Origin of the sequence: Halalkalibacterium ligniniphilum, assembly GCF_000334155.1 — a bacterium.
In the GTDB taxonomy this organism is placed as follows: domain Bacteria; phylum Bacillota; class Bacilli; order Bacillales; family Bacillaceae_D; genus Halalkalibacterium; species Halalkalibacterium ligniniphilum.
The window spans coordinates 1-15,885 of the sequence record NZ_ANNK01000148.1; the positions used below are offsets into that span (position 1 = coordinate 1).

A 15,885-nucleotide genomic window follows, 5' to 3' on the forward strand; every position below is an offset into this window, starting at 1 on the left:
CTGTTGATTTTTCAAGCTGCCAAAAAATTTCTGGCTTTTCAGGATTTCCATAGTTAAGACAGTCCGTCACACCAAGTGGAAGCCCTCCAGAGCAAACAATGTTGCGTGCCGCTTCCGCAATGGCAATTTTCCCACCCACTTCAGGATCGAGATACAGATAGCGAGAATTACAATCTGTTGTCATTGCTAATGCTTTTTTCGTATCACGGATTCGGACAACGGCTGCATCCGAGCCTGGGCTAACGACTGTGTTTGTTTGTACCATATAGTCATATTGGTCATAAACCCATTCCTTGCTTGCGATCGTTGGCTGAGCAAGCAAGTGTAAGAAGGTGTCCTTGACATCATTGATGGTAGGAATCCATTGTTCTTGCTGTTGGAATTCTTCATAGTAAGCAGGCATCTTTGATGGCTTGTGATAGACTGGTGCATCCTCTGCTAGGGCATCGACAGGGACATCAGCAACAACCTTTCCTTGATGCAGAAGACGCAGACGTTTGTCATCCGTTACGCGACCTACCTCAACGGAAAGAAGTCCCCAACGGTCGAAAATCTCTTTAATTTCTTGCTCCCGTCCTTTTTTAACGACGATCAGCATACGCTCTTGTGATTCAGACAGCATCATTTCATAAGCTGTCATCCCTTTTTCACGCTGTGGAATCTTATCAAGATCCATTTCAATTCCAGATCCTGCTTTACTAGCCATTTCCGCAGAAGAAGACGTTAGACCGGCTGCACCCATATCCTGAATACCAACAAGCGCATCTGATTTAATGAGCTCAAGGCAAGCTTCAAGAAGCAGCTTTTCCATAAATGGATCACCCACTTGAACAGCTGAACGCTTTTCTTCCGATGTTTCACTTAAATCCTCAGAAGCAAACGTCGCACCATGAATGCCGTCACGACCTGTTGTCGCTCCAACATACATCACCGTGTTGCCGACTCCTTTTGCTTGGCCCTTTTGGATGTCTTTATGGTTGATTAAACCGACACACATGGCATTAACAAGAGGGTTTCCTTCATAGCAAGGGTCGAATTGAACCTCACCACCGACCGTTGGAACCCCGATACAGTTTCCATATCCAGCAATTCCAGCTACGACCTCTTCAAATAAATAACGAACTTTTGGAGATGTTAATTCGCCAAAACGCAATGAATTTAATAACGAAATTGGACGAGCTCCCATGGAGAAGACATCACGTAAAATGCCCCCGACCCCAGTTGCAGCTCCTTGATAAGGCTCAATTGCTGATGGATGGTTATGGCTTTCAATTTTGAAAACAACGGCCTGCTCATCACCAATATCGATAATCCCTGCTCCTTCACCTGGTCCCTGAAGGACTTTTTCCCCGTCGGTTGGAAATTTACGTAAGAGCACTTTTGAATTTTTATAGCTACAATGCTCGGACCACATGACAGAAAACAAGCCTGTTTCTGTGTAGTTTGGTAAGCGACCAAGCGTTGATTCAACCATTTCGAACTCTTCGTCGGTTAAACCCATTTCTTGGTAGATTTTGTCCTCTTTTACCTGCTCAGCTGTAGGTTCACGGTGTAACGACATGGGATTCCCTCCAATTTCGTAATATCGATTGGAATAAGCGAAGTCCATCGCTGCTTCCTAGTAGGTCTTCTACCGCCCGTTCTGGATGAGGCATCATGCCAAGAACATTTCCTTGTTTGTTCATAATCCCTGCAATGTTTTCACGGGAGCCATTCACGCGATCAACATAGCGAAATACAATTTGCTTGTTTGCTTCAAGCTCAGCCAATGTTTCATCATCACAGAAGTAGTTTCCTTCACCATGTGCAACAGGAATCGTAATTGTTTCTCCTTGTTCATAAGCAGAAGTAAACATGGTCTCGTTGTTTTCAACAACAAGCTCGACTGGACGGCAAATGAATTTTAACTGTTCATTTCGCTGCATGGCTCCTGGCAAGAGGCCTGCTTCAAGAAGCACCTGGAAGCCATTGCAGACACCAAGGGTAGGAACGCCATTATTTGCTGCTTTCACAACTTCGTTCATCACAGGAGAAAATCTAGCGATCGCTCCAGAACGCAAGTAATCTCCATAGGAGAATCCCCCTGGCAGAAGGATGCCATCATATCCTTCAAGACTTGTTTCTGTATGCCACACATAGTCTACCTCTTCACCGAGGGCATCCTTTATGGCGTGATACATGTCTGCATCACAGTTGGACCCTGGAAAAACGATGACCGCAAACTTCATAGAGAGACAACCTCCTCGACTTCATAGCGGTAATTTTCAATGACGGTATTGGCAAGTAGCTTTTCACACATTTCCTCAATTCGCTTTTCAAGGTCACCCTCATCTTTGCTAATGGTTAGCTCCATATATTTCCCGATGCGAACTTCACTCACTTCCTCATAGCTTAGAGCGTGAAGGGATTTTTGAACAGCCGTTCCTTGCGGGTCAAGAACACTTTCTTTTAACGTTACATAAACTTTTACTTTATACATGGGTTAGCCTCCTATACGCGTTAAAATCTCTTGATAGCCATCTTGTAAGTTTCCTAGATTACGGCGAAATAAATCTTTGTCAAAGCGCTCGCCCGTTTTAGCATCCCACAAACGGCAAGTATCTGGTGAAATTTCATCTGCTAGCAAGATTTTTCCTTCTGTCGTCAAACCAAACTCTAGCTTAAAGTCAATTAGCTTCACACCAACATTTTCGAAAAATTGCTTGAGTGCCTCATTTACTTTTAATGCCATCTCCTTTAAGGTCGCAACCTGTTCAGGCGTTGCCGCTTTTAAAAGCTCAATATGATCCTCTGTAATGAGGGGATCACCAAGGGCATCATCTTTGTAATAAAATTCAACAAGGGTTTTATCAAGTGGCGTGCCTTCCTCAAGGCCAAGACGCTTCGCCATACTACCTGCTACTACGTTTCGCACGACGACTTCGAGAGGAATGATTGTCACTTTTTGAACAAGCTGCTCGGTTTCTGAAAGACGTTCAATGAAATGACTATTTATTCCGGCCTTTTTTAAATACGTAAAAATAAGTGTAGAAATTTCGTTGTTTAGACGAGCTTTCCCAGCGATCGTATCTTTTTTCTCACCGTTAAAAGCTGTTGCACTATCCTTGTATTCAACCCAAAGAACATCCGTTGAATCCGTGCGATAAATTTTCTTCGCTTTGCCTTCGTAAAGAAGCTCAAGCTTTTCCATTATTGGTCACCCTCTTATTAGAAGATTGTAATCTACAAACGACATGGTTACGATGTGAATCAGCTTGCAAAGACGTTCAGCAAATGAGTAAGAGGGAGGGCTCCCTCTTACCTACTACCCTTGTAAGCCAAGACGTTCAAAAATTGTATCCACATGCTTTAAGTGATGATTGTAGTCAAAGCAATCGTCAATTTCTTCAGGAGATAGAACCGAAGTAATGCGTTCTTCTTTCTCAACAAGCTCACGGAACTGAATGCCTTTCTCCCATGATTCGGTTGCTTTCGGCTGAACAAGGTCATACGCTTCCTCACGAACCATTCCTTTATCAATAAGCGATAGGAGAACACGTTGCGAGTAAATCAATCCATACGTTCTTGTCATATTCCGCTTCATGTTTTCAGGGAACACCGTTAAGTTTTTCACAATGTTTCCGAAACGATTAAGCATATAATTTAAGGCAATGGTTGCATCTGGTAGGATCACACGCTCTGCTGAAGAATGAGAAATATCTCGTTCATGCCATAACGGCACATTTTCATACGCAGTCATCATGTAACCACGAATCAGACGAGCTAATCCAGTCATGTTTTCAGAGCCAATTGGGTTACGTTTATGAGGCATTGCTGAAGAGCCTTTTTGACCTTTTGCGAAAAATTCTTCGACTTCACGCGTTTCAGACTTTTGGAGACCGCGAATTTCAACAGCGAATTTTTCAATGGACGTTGCGATTAAAGCGAGTGTTCCCATGTATTCTGCATGGCGATCCCGTTGCAACGTTTGTGTTGAGATCGGTGCTGGATTAAGTCCTAGCTTTTTACAAACATATTGCTCAACGGCTGGATCAATGTTGGCATACGTCCCAACAGCTCCAGATAGCTTTCCAAAGCGCACTCTCTCTGCAGCGTTTCGAAAACGCTCAAGATTTCGCTTCATTTCTTCATACCAAAGGGCAAGCTTTAAACCAAACGTTGTTGGCTCAGCGTGGACACCGTGGGTACGTCCCATCATCACCGTATACTTATGCTCAATTGCTTTTGCTTTTAGGATGTCAATAAATCTGACAAGATCGGCCTCAATGATTTCATTCGCTTGTTTTAAAAGATAAGAAAGGGCTGTGTCGACAACATCTGTTGACGTTAAACCGTAGTGAACCCACTTTCTTTCTTCTCCAAGGGTTTCAGACACAGCACGAGTAAAGGCAACCACATCGTGACGTGTTTCCTCTTCAATTTCAAGAATTCGCTTTACATCAAAGCTTGCATTCTCGCGAATTTTCTGTACATCTTCCTTTGGAATTTCCCCTAGCTCTGCCCACGCTTCGCAAGCAACAATTTCCACTTCTAACCATGCATTATAACGATTTTCTTCAGTCCAAATCGCTCCCATTTCTGGGCGAGTATAACGTTCGATCATCTAAAAACCAGCCTCCAATTTATTGGTAAAAACTATTTCTTTATTCTAGCACGAGCTGCTTTTGCAAACGACTCACTTTATCAATTGCTGTCTCTAAGTCTTCAGACATCACAGTAAGATGCCCCATTTTCCGCTTTGGTTTCGCTTCCTCTTTCCCATATAAATGAAGCTTCACATCAGAGAAGTTCTTGATTTCATCATAGATAGCAGGAATATGTTCTCCGAGCAGGTTCCCCATTACAGCAGGCTTGTATAAGCTTGTGCTTCCTAATGGCCACCCGCAAATGGCACGAATATGCTGTTGAAATTGCGAGGTCTCGCACGCTTCAATTGTATAATGTCCAGAGTTATGAGGGCGAGGTGCAAGCTCATTAATGTAAATCTCATCATTTTCTGTTACAAACATCTCTACTGCTAAAGTTCCAACAAGGTTAAGACCGTTGGCTAATGCTAATGCCATTTCTGTCGCCTTGGCTTCAACGCTTTTGCTAACGCGAGCAGGAACGATTGTTTGATGAAGAATGTTCTCTTGATGCAGATTTTCAGCTACTGGAAAGGTTGAGGTTTCACCTGATACACCTCGGGTGACAATAACGGAAATTTCTTTTTGAAATGCGATCCAGCCTTCAAGAACAAGCTCACCTTGCTTGCTTAACTGTTGAAAAGCTTGTTGCAATTCCTCTTTGTTTTTGACAACTTCCTGCCCTTTTCCGTCATAGCCCCCTCGACAGGTTTTTAAAACAGACGGAAAGCCCACCTTTTCTGCAGCCTTTTCCACATCACTTTCTTCGTAAATCAATGCGTAAGGTGCCACAGGAAGACCGATTGATGTGATCTTTTCCTTTTCATGGGCACGATGCTGTGTCACATATAAGAGTAAGGAGCCTTGAGGCAAATATCCTTGTTCTTCAATCAATCGAGCAACATCAAGATTGACGTTTTCAAATTCATAGGTGACAACATCCGAAGCTTCGATCAATTTCTTCGCTCCTTCCACATCATCATAAGCGGCTTCAATTACAATATCGGCAATCTGCCCACAAGGGGAATCAGCACTTGGCTCAAGAACAGCAATGCGATAGCCCATCTCTCGAGCTGAGATTGCCATCATACGACCAAGCTGTCCCCCACCAAGAAATCCAATCGTTTGTCCAGGCTTAATTAGCTTTGTCATAGTTGCTCACTACTTTCTAGTACCATCTCTTCAGTTGCTTTTCTCCGGTTTACTAGCTTCTCAGACACGGTTGAATCAAACGCACCCAGAACTTGCGCGGCAAGAAGCCCTGCATTTGTTGCACCAGCCTTGCCAATCGCTACGGTGGCGACCGGAACACCTCCAGGCATTTGAACGATGGACAACAGCGAGTCGAGTCCATTTAACGCTTTCGATTGCACTGGTACACCAATGACGGGTAATACGGTTTTCGCTGCAACCATTCCTGGTAAATGGGCAGCACCACCTGCACCAGCAATGATTACTTTTAATCCGCGGGCTTGTGCGTTTTCTGCGTATTGAAACATGAGGTCAGGGGTTCTGTGAGCAGAAACAACCTTTTTTTCATAAGGGATGTTCAGCTCGTCTAACACGTCACATGCATGCTTCATCGTTTCCCAATCGGATGTGCTTCCCATGATGACTCCCACTTGTGGTTCCATTTCTCTTCTTCCTCCTTAACCATTCCAAAAGGGCAGTGACCTTTAAACATTGTGAAATCTTCATTAGAAAAACCTGGCTTTCGCCAACTCTAACGAAAGCCTTTGTCTTTATGAATCAGGAAAGTACACTGAATTTTATACGTTCCTATTAGCAAAAAAAAAGCGTAAAATTAGCTGTTTCATCGAGAGAAAGCAAGCTAATTCTACGCTTTTTCGGGCAACACAAAGCCAGCCATTACTCATTCGAGTTTGTGCCCAAGACGTACCTTCTCCTTTATAGCGAAGAAGTGCTTTAAAACTTCCCCTCATAGTCTGATGATTTACGGTCATCAGGTAGAAACTTTTGGGCCATATCCCCAAGATTATATGAGGTGCATCTTCCGTATTTTCTTGATAATACAGGTTTATCTTATCGTCATTCGACATGATTGTCAACATAAAGTCGAACGATAATAATATGTAAATTATTATCGTTCGACTTTTACTTCAATTGCCCTTCAAATATAATTTGCTGGCGTACGGGAACATATTCTTTTTTTCCTTCAATGATTTTTTCTTCAAAAACAGGTTTCTCCATTCGACGAACGGCCATATAACCTGCCTTCTCCATTCGCTCTAGGCATTCGGAAATCGTTTCGTTTTCACCTACTTCAAATCGCATTTTTTTCTTTGCCATAAAACTACCTCCGAATGCCCTTCACCCAGAATCCTCCGAAAAACGCCTTTGGTTCGTGAGAAATGATAAAAGCCTTTGGGTCCAACTTTTTAATCGTTGTATAAAGGTCCGATTCTGACTTCCTTGATGTGAGGATTTCCATCATTAATCGTTCCCCTTCACGTCCGTATGCCACCCAGTTCGTGACACCATACCCTTTATCCCTTAATGCATTTGGTATATCAGGCTCGTATTCCTTTGTAATGACGTTAACCGTAATGTACCCTAACGCAAGCTTTTCTTCCACTTTCATTCCGACAATGACACCTGTACCATAACCAATGGCGTAAGCAAGCAGATTTTCAATCTGATTTAAATTATCGAGCACGAGACTAAGACCAACAACATAAACAAGAACTTCTATCATACTTACCGTTGCTGCCAAATAGCGCTGACCTTTTAATGTAAAGATCATCCGAACGGTGAACAACGTGACATAAGCAACATTGATAACAAGAATGATCAGAATCATTGAGATTGCATGATTCATCAAAAATGAAAGCATTGTTTACTCCCTCTTCCTTTTCTTTCACTTAAAAAACACTGCGATAAGGATAGCACGGATAGACAAGATTTGGGAAGAGGATAAAATATGTAGTTTTCTAAAACTTTAAACGGATTGTAAACAAGAGGTTCAACAAGCCCTTATCAACCAAATCTCTTATTTTTCGTACGTTGGAAAGAAACGGCTTCTTCCTCTAAATACTTCCTGATAATTTGTCGTTTCTTGGAGCGCTTTCTCTTCTTCCTTAACTCGAACAAAAAGCATCACCCCATTTAAAATCGAAAACACGAACATTGTCACAAAAGCACCAAACATCAGTGGTAGCATCAAGAACTCGATCATGACAATCACATAGTTCGGATGACGTAAATAACGATAAGGGCCCCTAGCCACAAGCTCTGCACCTGGCAAAATCATAATGCGCGTGTTCCAAAAACGACCGAGTGATACAAGCGCCCAGATTCGTCCTATTTGAGCAACCAAAAATAGACTGAATGGTAACAGCATCCAAGGTGTTACAATCCGTTCACTTATGTTAACCTCAACAATTAAAGAAAGAAAAAACAAGAAATGTAAAGCGACCATGTATTTATAATGCTCACGACCTGCTTCATAGCCCCCTCTTTCTTTTATCCATCTCGCATTATAATGAGCGATGATCACTTCGACCATTCGTTGGGCAATGACGATACCGATAAAGAGATAGAACAATGCCATGTTAATGGAGCGCCTCCCATCTAAGTAGAATAAGCTCAGAGCAAAACCCAGGGCCAAGGGCTGCCATTAAACCATACTCACCGTGCTCTCTTTCATCCATCATAAATTTTTCAAGTACATAGAGAACCGTTGGGGACGACATATTTCCGTTTTTTTGCAGAACCTCTTTCGAATAATCTGTCATCCTTGGTGACAGAGAAAGGGCCTCTTGGTAGGCTTCAAGCACCTTTCTTCCACCAGGATGGGCGATAAATGCATGAATCTCTCCGATCTCAAGCCTATTGGTCTGCAAAAAGGCTTCAACATTCGGCTTCAGCCAGGCGCGGATCAGATTTGGAATATCCCGTGAAAAAATGACATGCAAGCCTGAATCCTTCACCTCCCACCCCATCACTTCTTCTGAATGGGGCATAAGCGTCGAGCAACTGTCTTGAATGACGGGGCGTGATGCCCGTTTTTTTTTGTGTAATAGGATCGATTCTTCCCCACTGACAAGCGCGCAAGCAACGCCATCTGCAAAAAGAGATGCTCCAATTAAATTGCTTTTTGTTCGGTCATTTCGTTGAAACGTAAGGCTACACAGCTCAACACAAAGAACGAGAACATTCGCTTTTGGAATCGCACGACAATATTCAAACGCACGACTAACCCCGATAGCACCTCCAGCACAACCAAGACCCCAAAGCGGAACCCGCTTCGTATGCATAGAAAAGGGAAGAATGTTCATAATCCGTGCCTCGACGCTCGGTGTCGCCATCCCAGAGCTAGAAATAAAAATGATCGCATCAATTTCTTTTTCATCCACCTGCTCCTTTAAAAAATGCTTATTTCGAAGGCAAGCTTTAATGACGTGTGCTCCGTATTCTGTCGCAAGCTTAATGTACAAATCATTCCGTTCCTGCAATGAATGCTCTTGCTGAAACCAGTCAAGCGGAACAGCAAAATGCCGCTCGTCAATTTCCCCATTTTCAAAAACCTTTAACAATCGTTCAATGTCATGAAAATTTTCACTAAATAGCTCCCGAGCAAATTCTGTGGTCGTATCCTGTGTCAATGTATGAGGTGGCGTGAAGCTACTTACCGATAAAATAGAAGGCACGAAACGTTCACCTACCTAACTTCACTAGAATATACAGGTTAGCTTTTCCAAAAAAGTATATTCTATTCTTGAGTATGTGCTACCCCATTAACAACAATTGGTGAGATGGTAAAAGTTCCAACGTTAAAGCTTAGACCTTTCTTGTTTTCGTATTCTTTAAAGAAGCTCCACCCTTTTTCCAATTACATGTAAGAAAAGCGCAAGGCACCCACCTAACGGTCACAAGCGCTGGAGACTCTGACTAGAAAACGTTTTTTGCTCCGTAGCAGGTGCAAAAGCAGACCCACCGTAACATTGAACCCCTTTTTTAATATGCAAAAAAAGAAAGCCTGCCCAAAGACAGCCTTCTCATTGCTTTTCTAATATTTGACTAAACCATTCTTTCCACCCGTTTGCCAGCTCTTGGGTTTCGCTCATTTTCTTCATAACTTGCTGAGAAACATTTTTCCCAAACCTCATAGCATGGACTTCCTGCACGGTTGGGTTTTTCTCCTTTCTTTCAAGCAACATAAAAATATCTTCAGCTGAAACGTCACCTGGGCGTAGCACCCTCAGATAATAGCCGCTACGTCCTGTCTCTTTCACTAAAAGGGGCATGATTGTTTCCTTGTGCTTCAGGTTTAGTTTGTAGCATGGGTGTCTCGGCTGGCTTACTTGAACAACAGCTTCGCCTACTTGAAAGATGTCACCGATACGTACCTCAGACTCTATTAATCCGACAACGGTGACATTTTCACCAAAAGCAGCTTCTCCTATTTCTTTTCCCAAGTACTTCTTCCAAAAAGGGTAATGGTCAAATGGATAGACACAAACAGCCTTGTCAAGACCTCCATGGTTCACAAGATCCGCTTGCTTGTCCCCTTCCACCCCTGTTTCAAAAAAATGAACCGGCCCAGCTACCTTTTTCTTAAAAATACTTGTTGTTACTTCTTTTCCTTTATACTCTAACGTTTTCGGCTGACCGATGTGCAGCGACTGGATCGGGTACTGTTTTGGCATCCTCTTTCACCTGACTTGTTCGTTTTTGTTTAGAATACCCATTTTTTCCATCAGCCTCAATCATTTTTTGAATCGCACAGGCCGTTCGTTTAAATGCTGGCATTCGTGAGACCGGATCAAGCATATCACAGGTCGTCCGATTAATCGATTGTGCCCCTCCCCAGTGAAACGGAACAAAAACCGTATCTTTACGAATGGCTTCTGACAGCTTTGCTTTGACAATTGCTTTCCCGTAAACGGTTGAAATTTTTATCAATTCGCCTTCTTGAATGCCAAGACTTGCTCCCGTTTCAGGATGAATCTCAGCAAAGGGCTCCTTCGCTCGCTCAAACAAAGCCTCACTTCTTCGTGTCTGTACACCTGATAAATAGTGATTCATCACCCGTCCAGTCGTTAATAAATACGGATATTTTCTACTCTCCTTTTCTTTTTGCTGAGGAATGATTGCAGACCCAAATCGAGCTTTCCCATCATTCGTGTAGAACGATTTCTCAAAAAGCCGCCCAGTTCCTGGATGCTCCGTATTCGGACAAGGCCATAAAATTCCTTTTTCTTTTATCCTTTCATAGGAAAGACCACTGTAGTCCGCAATCCCTCCCTTACTCGCTAGACAAAGCTCAGCAAAAATCTCCTCTACCTTTTCAAATAAAAACCCATGAGATTGACCAAGCGCTTTTGCAATAGCGCAAAGGATTTGCCAATCATGCTTCGCCTCACCAAATGGTACTCGCTGTGCCGGTCGGTGAACGACTCGCCCTTCAAGATTTGTCATCGTCCCTTCATCTTCTAAGTAAGAAGTTGTTGGAAGAAGCAAGTCTGCGTACTCCGCCGTTTCTGAAATAAACATATCAACACATACAAGAAAATCTAATTGGGTTAGGGCTCGCTTCACTTCGCTTTGGTTTGGACTTGAGACAACCGGGTTTGAGCCCATAATCAGCATTGTTCGGATTGCCCCCTCCTTCACCTTAGCAAATAGCTCGTAAGCAGAGACACCTTTGCGAGGCAATTCATTCTCTTCAATTCCCCATACACTGGCTACATATTGGCGATCGGCCTTGTTTTCGATCGAACGATAGCCAGGAAGCTGATCCGCTTTCAGCCCATGCTCTCTACCGCCTTGCCCATTCCCTTGACCTGTGATCGCTCCGTATCCACAGCCTCGCCGCCCGATTTTTCCTGTCGCTAAAAGGAGGTGTAAATATTGACGAACATCAGACGTCCCAGATGCTTGCTGCTCAACACCGCGCGCAGTGAAAACCATACCAGTTTCAGCTTTCCCAAAACGTCGTGCCGCCTCTTGTATCGTTTCAACCGATACGCCTGCGGTACTGGCTAGTTCCTGAAGTGAGTATGAGGTCATTTGCTTTCGAACGTCTTCAAATCCCGTTGTTCGGTTTTGAATGAATTCTTCGTCAATCATCCCCTCATCCAACAACACCTTTAACATTGCCACAGCAATTGCCCCATCCATTCCCGGCTTCCCTTGGATATGTAAATCGGCTAGCTTTGTCGTGCCTGTTTCTCTCGGATCGATGACGATGAGCGAAGCTCCCTTCTTTTTTGCACGTCGAAAATATGGCATAAGCGTCGGTTGACACTCAGCAATGTTCGTTCCAGCCAAAATAATACATTCTGCCTCTTCAACCTCGCTCAGCTCGTTTGTAATTCCACGATCGATTCCAAATGTGGCATTTGCAGCCGCTGCAGCAGAGCTCATACAGTACCTACCGTTGTAATCAATGTATTTCGTTTTCAAAACCACCCGAGCAAATTTGCCAAGCAAATACGCTTCCTCATTCGTTAGAGACCCTCCACCATAGACAGCAACTGCGTCCTTTCCTGCTTCTTGTTGCGTTTTTTCAATTTTTTCTGAAAGGATCTCAAGAGCCAGATCCCATGAAATACGCATCCATTCCCCGTCTACCTTTAGTAAAGGATAGCGCAATCTGTCACGGTGAATCGCATGCTGATGAGCTTGAAATCCTTTTATACATAAACGACCTTCAGAAGTAGGGTCCTGCTTATTTGGAATCGCCTTAAAGCGGTTCCGCTTGACAATTCGTTCTTCCAAAAGTGACATGGAACATTGAACACTGCAGTAGGGGCAGCGTGTTTCATAAGTCGTTTCTTTCCCTTGTTCCTGTTGTTTCTCCCGAAAATAGCGAATCATGTCCGTCATATCAGACTCTCCTTTAGGCTTTCGCGATTCCTTATCTTTCTACGTACACTTCCCCATTTATTACAGTCGTGCGATAGGATTTCACACATCCCTCGTCTGGAAATTGTACCTTCCCGTCTTCAAGAGAGAGCTTCCAATCATGCAATGGACAAAAGACATACGAACCTGAGACAATACCGTCTGATAAAGGTCCACCTTTGTGAGGACAGCGATTTTCGATCGCTTTGATGGAGCCATCTTCTAATTTAAAAACGGCAAGAACGGCATCCTCAAAAACAACCTCTTTACCGATTTTTTCCTTAAATTCATTGATATGACCAATATAGCTCGATTTGATGTTATCTTTGACTGTCATCCTATGCTCCCTCCTAGCTTGTAAGACTTACTGCGTTTTTCTTTTCAAACAGCGCTTCCTTCAAGGAGGCATCTTCGATAATTTCTTTCCATGGATCTTGGAGATTTGCTAACGCTGTTTCCATTCTTTCAATCAACTGCTTACGCTCTGCTAGATTATCGATAACTGTTGCTTTGATGGTCTCTAAGCCCATCCGTTCAACCCACTTAGAAGTCCGCTCCAAATACCTTGCCGTTTCCCGATAATGTTGTAAAAATGCACTGATTACCTCAATGACTTCTTCATTTGATTTTAATTTGCAGAATAAATCTCCAGGCCTAAGCGTTGCTCCTCCATTACCACCAACGTATAGCTCCCATGCCCCTTCAATTCCAACGATGCCAATATCTTTTATGCCAGATTCAGCACAGTTACGAGGGCAGGCTGACACGGCCATTTTCACTTTATGAGGGGTGTTTAATCGTTCAAACTTTTTTTCAAGGGCAATGCCAAGTCCAATTGAATCTTGTGTTCCAAAGCGGCAGTAGTCTTCACCCACACATGTTTTTACTGTGCGAAGAGCTTTTCCGTAGGCATACCCTGATGGCATATCAAGATCTTTCCATACGTTTGGAACATCCTCTTTTTGAATACCTAGAAGGTCAATACGCTGTCCACCTGTAATTTTTAAAAGGGGTACGTTATATTTGTCTGCAACATCGGCAATTCTCCGCAGCTCCTCTGCATTTGTGACACCACCATACATCCGAGGAACGACCGAGAACGTCCCATCCTTTTGAATATTGGCATGCATTCGTTCATTAACAAAGCGAGAATCCCGCTCTTCTTCATGTTCAAGTGGATGCACCATGGCTAAATAGTAGTTAATTGCTGGTCGACATTTCGAGCATCCACCATCTTCTTTCCAACCTAACACGTTCATGACTTCACGGCTGTGTGTTAACCCTTTTTCACGAATCTCTGCAACCACTTGCTCATGCGTTAAATCCGTACATCCACAAACGGTTTCTTTTTCTTCTGTTGAATGACCAACGGTATCTGTGATCAGCTCTGCGATCATTGGCTTACAGGATCCACAAGAGCGTCCCGCTGTGGTACATGCGCTAACTTCTGAAACTTTTGTCAAACCGTCTTGCTGAATCGCTTGAACAATCGCTCCTTTAGAAATTCCATTACATCCACACACATGATCTTCATCTGCTAGTAAGGAAACGGTTGATACTGCCTCACTAGCACTTTCACTGAGATGGGAACGAAGAAGCTGTAACGGGGAACCTTCTTCAATCGCTGCTTTTTGCTTGATTTTATTTAATAGGAGCGTGCTTTCATCGGTTTCACCCATTAAAATCGCACCCACGATTTGCTTACCCTCCATAACAATCTTTTTGTAGACCCCTGTAAATTCGTCTAGCATACTTACAGATTTTGTGGAATCACTATCCCAAAATTCACCGACAGAAAACACGTTAACGCCAGACACTTTTAATTTTGAGTAAAGAATCGATCCTTGATAGCCCTCATCTTTTTGTTCGACCAGTGCCTTTGCAAGCACCTTTCCTTGCTCCCATAATGGCGCAACAAGTCCGTAGACCATCCCTCTATGTTCAGCGCACTCACCAACAGCAAAGATATTTTTGTCACTTGTTGTCATAAAATCATCAACGACAATGCCTCGATTGACTGTGATACCACTATTAGATGCCAACTCATGATTCGGCTTTATTCCAACTGCCATAACTACAAGATCCGCTTTGACTTCCTCCCCGTCCTTAAAACGTACAGCTTCAACTCTCTTTTTTCCGACAATTGCTTCTGTATGCTTATCCATCAAAAAGTTCATTCCTTGCTCTTCTAGCTCAGACCGAAGGATCGATGCAGCGGTTTTATCTAGTTGTCTCTCCATCAAATGGCTTTGAATGTGAACAACATTTACCTCCATACCGAGATTCAAAAGGCCCCTTGCTGCTTCTAAACCTAGTAGGCCTCCACCAATGACGACAGCTTTATTATAATTTTTGGCTGTGGCGATCATTTCTTCACAATCTTCAATGTTACGAAAGGCAATGACCCCTTCCAATTCGGCACCTGGTAATGGAAGCATAAATGGATGAGATCCCGTAGCAAGAATCGCTTTATCATAAGGAATGCTTCGCCCCTTATCGGTGAGGACTAACTGCTTCTCACGATCAAGGGACGTAACCGTTTCTGAACGATACAAAGTTACTTCGTTTTCTTCATACCAGCTAAGAGGGTTTAATTCAATTTCTTCAAGCTTTGCTTCACTAGCAAGCACGGATGAGAGCATGATGCGGTTGTAGTTGACATGAGGCTCTTTCCCAACCACCGTCACCTCATAGCGCTCTCTCCCTCCAAGCTTAAATAACTCCTCCAAGCAACGAATGCCTGCCATACCATTTCCAATTACGACAAGTCTCTCTTTCATTTGAACATCTCCTCCTAGAAGCTTTTTCGTATGACGACGCTTTAGCAAGTCCTTCAATTTCTTCCTAACAAGATTCAATATTTAGCTAGACAAAAATGCTCTTTCTAATCATTTTGTCTTCACGATCGTTTCTTCTGTTTGTCTTAGTATTTTTGATTTCTACATGTTTATCTGTCATTTTGTCATAAAAATCAGTCTTTTTTAACAAGATTGAAAGAAATCCTAACAAACTATTTGCTCGTTGAAAAATATAATTGCAATCAAAATGGTCTTTATATTGTTCTATCAGCGAACGGTACCAATCATAAAGTTTTTGACATGTACGCTTCTACTAAACGTAAAAAGCACATCCTTGGTGGATATGCGATACTGACCAACATATGTATATGATCCTTACAAGCTGTTGCTTCTATTATTTCTGCGTCTTTCCTTTCACCTTACCTATATCTTTCTTTAACTTTCCGTATATCGCTTGTGGTGCAAATACAATAGGATACTTACAATTTCATTTCGTATGTGCTAAATTGTTACTGTCTTTAGACATAAAAAAGCACAACCCTATCGGATTGTGCTTTAACGCTTGGCAACGTCCTACTCTTGCAGGGGGAAGC

At 42.9% G+C, this 15,885-nt stretch carries 15 protein-coding genes, 1 pseudogene and 1 riboswitch; all 16 genes and pseudogenes read right to left on the minus strand.

What is annotated here, in order from left to right; translation table 11 throughout:
* On the minus strand, positions 1-1,561 hold a 1,561-nt coding region (gene purL, locus BLT_RS0118340), incomplete at its 3' end, for a phosphoribosylformylglycinamidine synthase subunit PurL (protein WP_017729202.1).
* Positions 1,545-2,228 (minus strand): phosphoribosylformylglycinamidine synthase subunit PurQ, encoded by a 684-nt coding sequence (gene purQ, locus BLT_RS0118345; protein WP_017729203.1) that lies wholly within the window; start codon positions 2,226-2,228, stop codon positions 1,545-1,547. The genes purL and purQ, both read right to left, overlap by 17 nt.
* Positions 2,225-2,479: a phosphoribosylformylglycinamidine synthase subunit PurS gene (gene purS, locus BLT_RS0118350; protein ID WP_017729204.1), complete on the minus strand. Its 255-nt coding sequence runs from the start codon at positions 2,477-2,479 to the stop codon at positions 2,225-2,227. Before purS ends, purQ begins: the two co-directional genes overlap by 4 nt.
* Before the next feature lie 3 nt (positions 2,480-2,482).
* Entirely contained in the window at positions 2,483-3,190 is a 708-nt protein-coding gene (purC, locus tag BLT_RS0118355) for a phosphoribosylaminoimidazolesuccinocarboxamide synthase (RefSeq protein ID WP_017729205.1), read from the minus strand.
* A 114-nt stretch (positions 3,191-3,304) separates the two neighbouring features.
* Positions 3,305-4,603, minus strand: coding sequence for an adenylosuccinate lyase (purB, locus tag BLT_RS0118360; protein ID WP_017729206.1), 1,299 nt, complete (start codon positions 4,601-4,603; stop codon positions 3,305-3,307).
* A 40-nt stretch (positions 4,604-4,643) separates the two neighbouring features.
* Positions 4,644-5,777, minus strand: coding sequence for a 5-(carboxyamino)imidazole ribonucleotide synthase (gene purK / locus BLT_RS0118365; protein ID WP_017729207.1), 1,134 nt, complete (start codon positions 5,775-5,777; stop codon positions 4,644-4,646).
* On the minus strand, positions 5,774-6,259 hold the full coding sequence (gene purE, locus BLT_RS0118370; protein ID WP_017729208.1) for a 5-(carboxyamino)imidazole ribonucleotide mutase: 486 nt from the start codon (positions 6,257-6,259) through the stop codon (positions 5,774-5,776). The genes purK and purE overlap by 4 nt, the downstream gene beginning before the upstream one ends.
* Positions 6,260-6,547: 288 nt before the next feature.
* A riboswitch (purine riboswitch) is annotated at positions 6,548-6,649 on the minus strand.
* 91 nt (positions 6,650-6,740) lie between these two features.
* The gene (locus BLT_RS0118380; protein WP_017729210.1) at positions 6,741-6,935 is read right to left on the minus strand and encodes an NETI motif-containing protein; all 195 of its coding nucleotides are present in this window, start codon (positions 6,933-6,935) and stop codon (positions 6,741-6,743) included.
* Between the two features lie 4 nt (positions 6,936-6,939).
* Complete coding sequence (locus BLT_RS0118385; RefSeq protein WP_017729211.1) at positions 6,940-7,479, minus strand: DUF2179 domain-containing protein; 540 nt, start codon at positions 7,477-7,479, stop codon at positions 6,940-6,942.
* Between the two features lie 156 nt (positions 7,480-7,635).
* Positions 7,636-8,196 carry an isoprenylcysteine carboxyl methyltransferase family protein gene (locus tag BLT_RS0118390; RefSeq protein WP_017729212.1) on the minus strand — a complete coding sequence of 187 codons (561 nt, stop codon included), beginning with the start codon at positions 8,194-8,196 and terminating at the stop codon, positions 7,636-7,638.
* 1 nt (position 8,197) lies between these two features.
* Complete coding sequence (locus BLT_RS0118395) at positions 8,198-9,295, minus strand: type III polyketide synthase (RefSeq protein ID WP_017729213.1); 1,098 nt, start codon at positions 9,293-9,295, stop codon at positions 8,198-8,200.
* Positions 9,296-9,643: 348 nt separating this feature from the next.
* Positions 9,644-10,294, minus strand: a complete 651-nt coding sequence (locus tag BLT_RS0118405) for an MOSC domain-containing protein (RefSeq protein WP_017729215.1) — start codon at positions 10,292-10,294, stop codon at positions 9,644-9,646.
* Positions 10,233-12,476 (minus strand): assimilatory nitrate reductase catalytic subunit NasC, encoded by a 2,244-nt coding sequence (gene nasC, locus BLT_RS0118410; RefSeq protein WP_017729216.1) that lies wholly within the window; start codon positions 12,474-12,476, stop codon positions 10,233-10,235. The genes BLT_RS0118405 and nasC overlap by 62 nt, the downstream gene beginning before the upstream one ends.
* 31 nt (positions 12,477-12,507) lie before the next feature.
* Positions 12,508-12,831 carry a nitrite reductase small subunit NirD gene (nirD, locus tag BLT_RS0118415; RefSeq protein ID WP_017729217.1) on the minus strand — a complete coding sequence of 108 codons (324 nt, stop codon included), beginning with the start codon at positions 12,829-12,831 and terminating at the stop codon, positions 12,508-12,510.
* Positions 12,832-12,844: 13 nt separating this feature from the next.
* A complete protein-coding gene (nirB, locus tag BLT_RS0118420; RefSeq protein ID WP_026105199.1) occupies positions 12,845-15,274 on the minus strand; it encodes a nitrite reductase large subunit NirB in 2,430 nt (809 codons plus the stop codon).
* A gap of 347 nt (positions 15,275-15,621) precedes the next feature.
* A pseudogene (locus BLT_RS23415) lies at positions 15,622-15,764 on the minus strand (IS200/IS605 family transposase); the annotation flags it as partial.
* Between the last annotated feature and the right edge of the window lie 121 nt (positions 15,765-15,885).

Coding starts and splice junctions, on each gene's coding strand:
- purQ (WP_017729203.1), bottom strand. CDS start 2,228: ATGAAGTTTGCGGTCATCGTTTTTCCAGGGTCCAACTGTGATGCAGAC.
- purS (WP_017729204.1), bottom strand. CDS start 2,479: ATGTATAAAGTAAAAGTTTATGTAACGTTAAAAGAAAGTGTTCTTGAC.
- purC (WP_017729205.1), bottom strand. CDS start 3,190: ATGGAAAAGCTTGAGCTTCTTTACGAAGGCAAAGCGAAGAAAATTTAT.
- purB (WP_017729206.1), bottom strand. CDS start 4,603: ATGATCGAACGTTATACTCGCCCAGAAATGGGAGCGATTTGGACTGAA.
- purK (WP_017729207.1), bottom strand. CDS start 5,777: ATGACAAAGCTAATTAAGCCTGGACAAACGATTGGATTTCTTGGTGGG.
- purE (WP_017729208.1), bottom strand. CDS start 6,259: ATGGAACCACAAGTGGGAGTCATCATGGGAAGCACATCCGATTGGGAA.
- BLT_RS0118380 (WP_017729210.1), bottom strand. CDS start 6,935: ATGGCAAAGAAAAAAATGCGATTTGAAGTAGGTGAAAACGAAACGATT.
- BLT_RS0118385 (WP_017729211.1), bottom strand. CDS start 7,479: ATGCTTTCATTTTTGATGAATCATGCAATCTCAATGATTCTGATCATT.
- BLT_RS0118390 (WP_017729212.1), bottom strand. CDS start 8,196: ATGGCATTGTTCTATCTCTTTATCGGTATCGTCATTGCCCAACGAATG.
- BLT_RS0118405 (WP_017729215.1), bottom strand. CDS start 10,294: ATGCCAAAACAGTACCCGATCCAGTCGCTGCACATCGGTCAGCCGAAA.
- nasC (WP_017729216.1), bottom strand. CDS start 12,476: ATGACGGACATGATTCGCTATTTTCGGGAGAAACAACAGGAACAAGGG.
- nirD (WP_017729217.1), bottom strand. CDS start 12,831: ATGACAGTCAAAGATAACATCAAATCGAGCTATATTGGTCATATCAAT.
- nirB (WP_026105199.1), bottom strand. CDS start 15,274: ATGAAAGAGAGACTTGTCGTAATTGGAAATGGTATGGCAGGCATTCGT.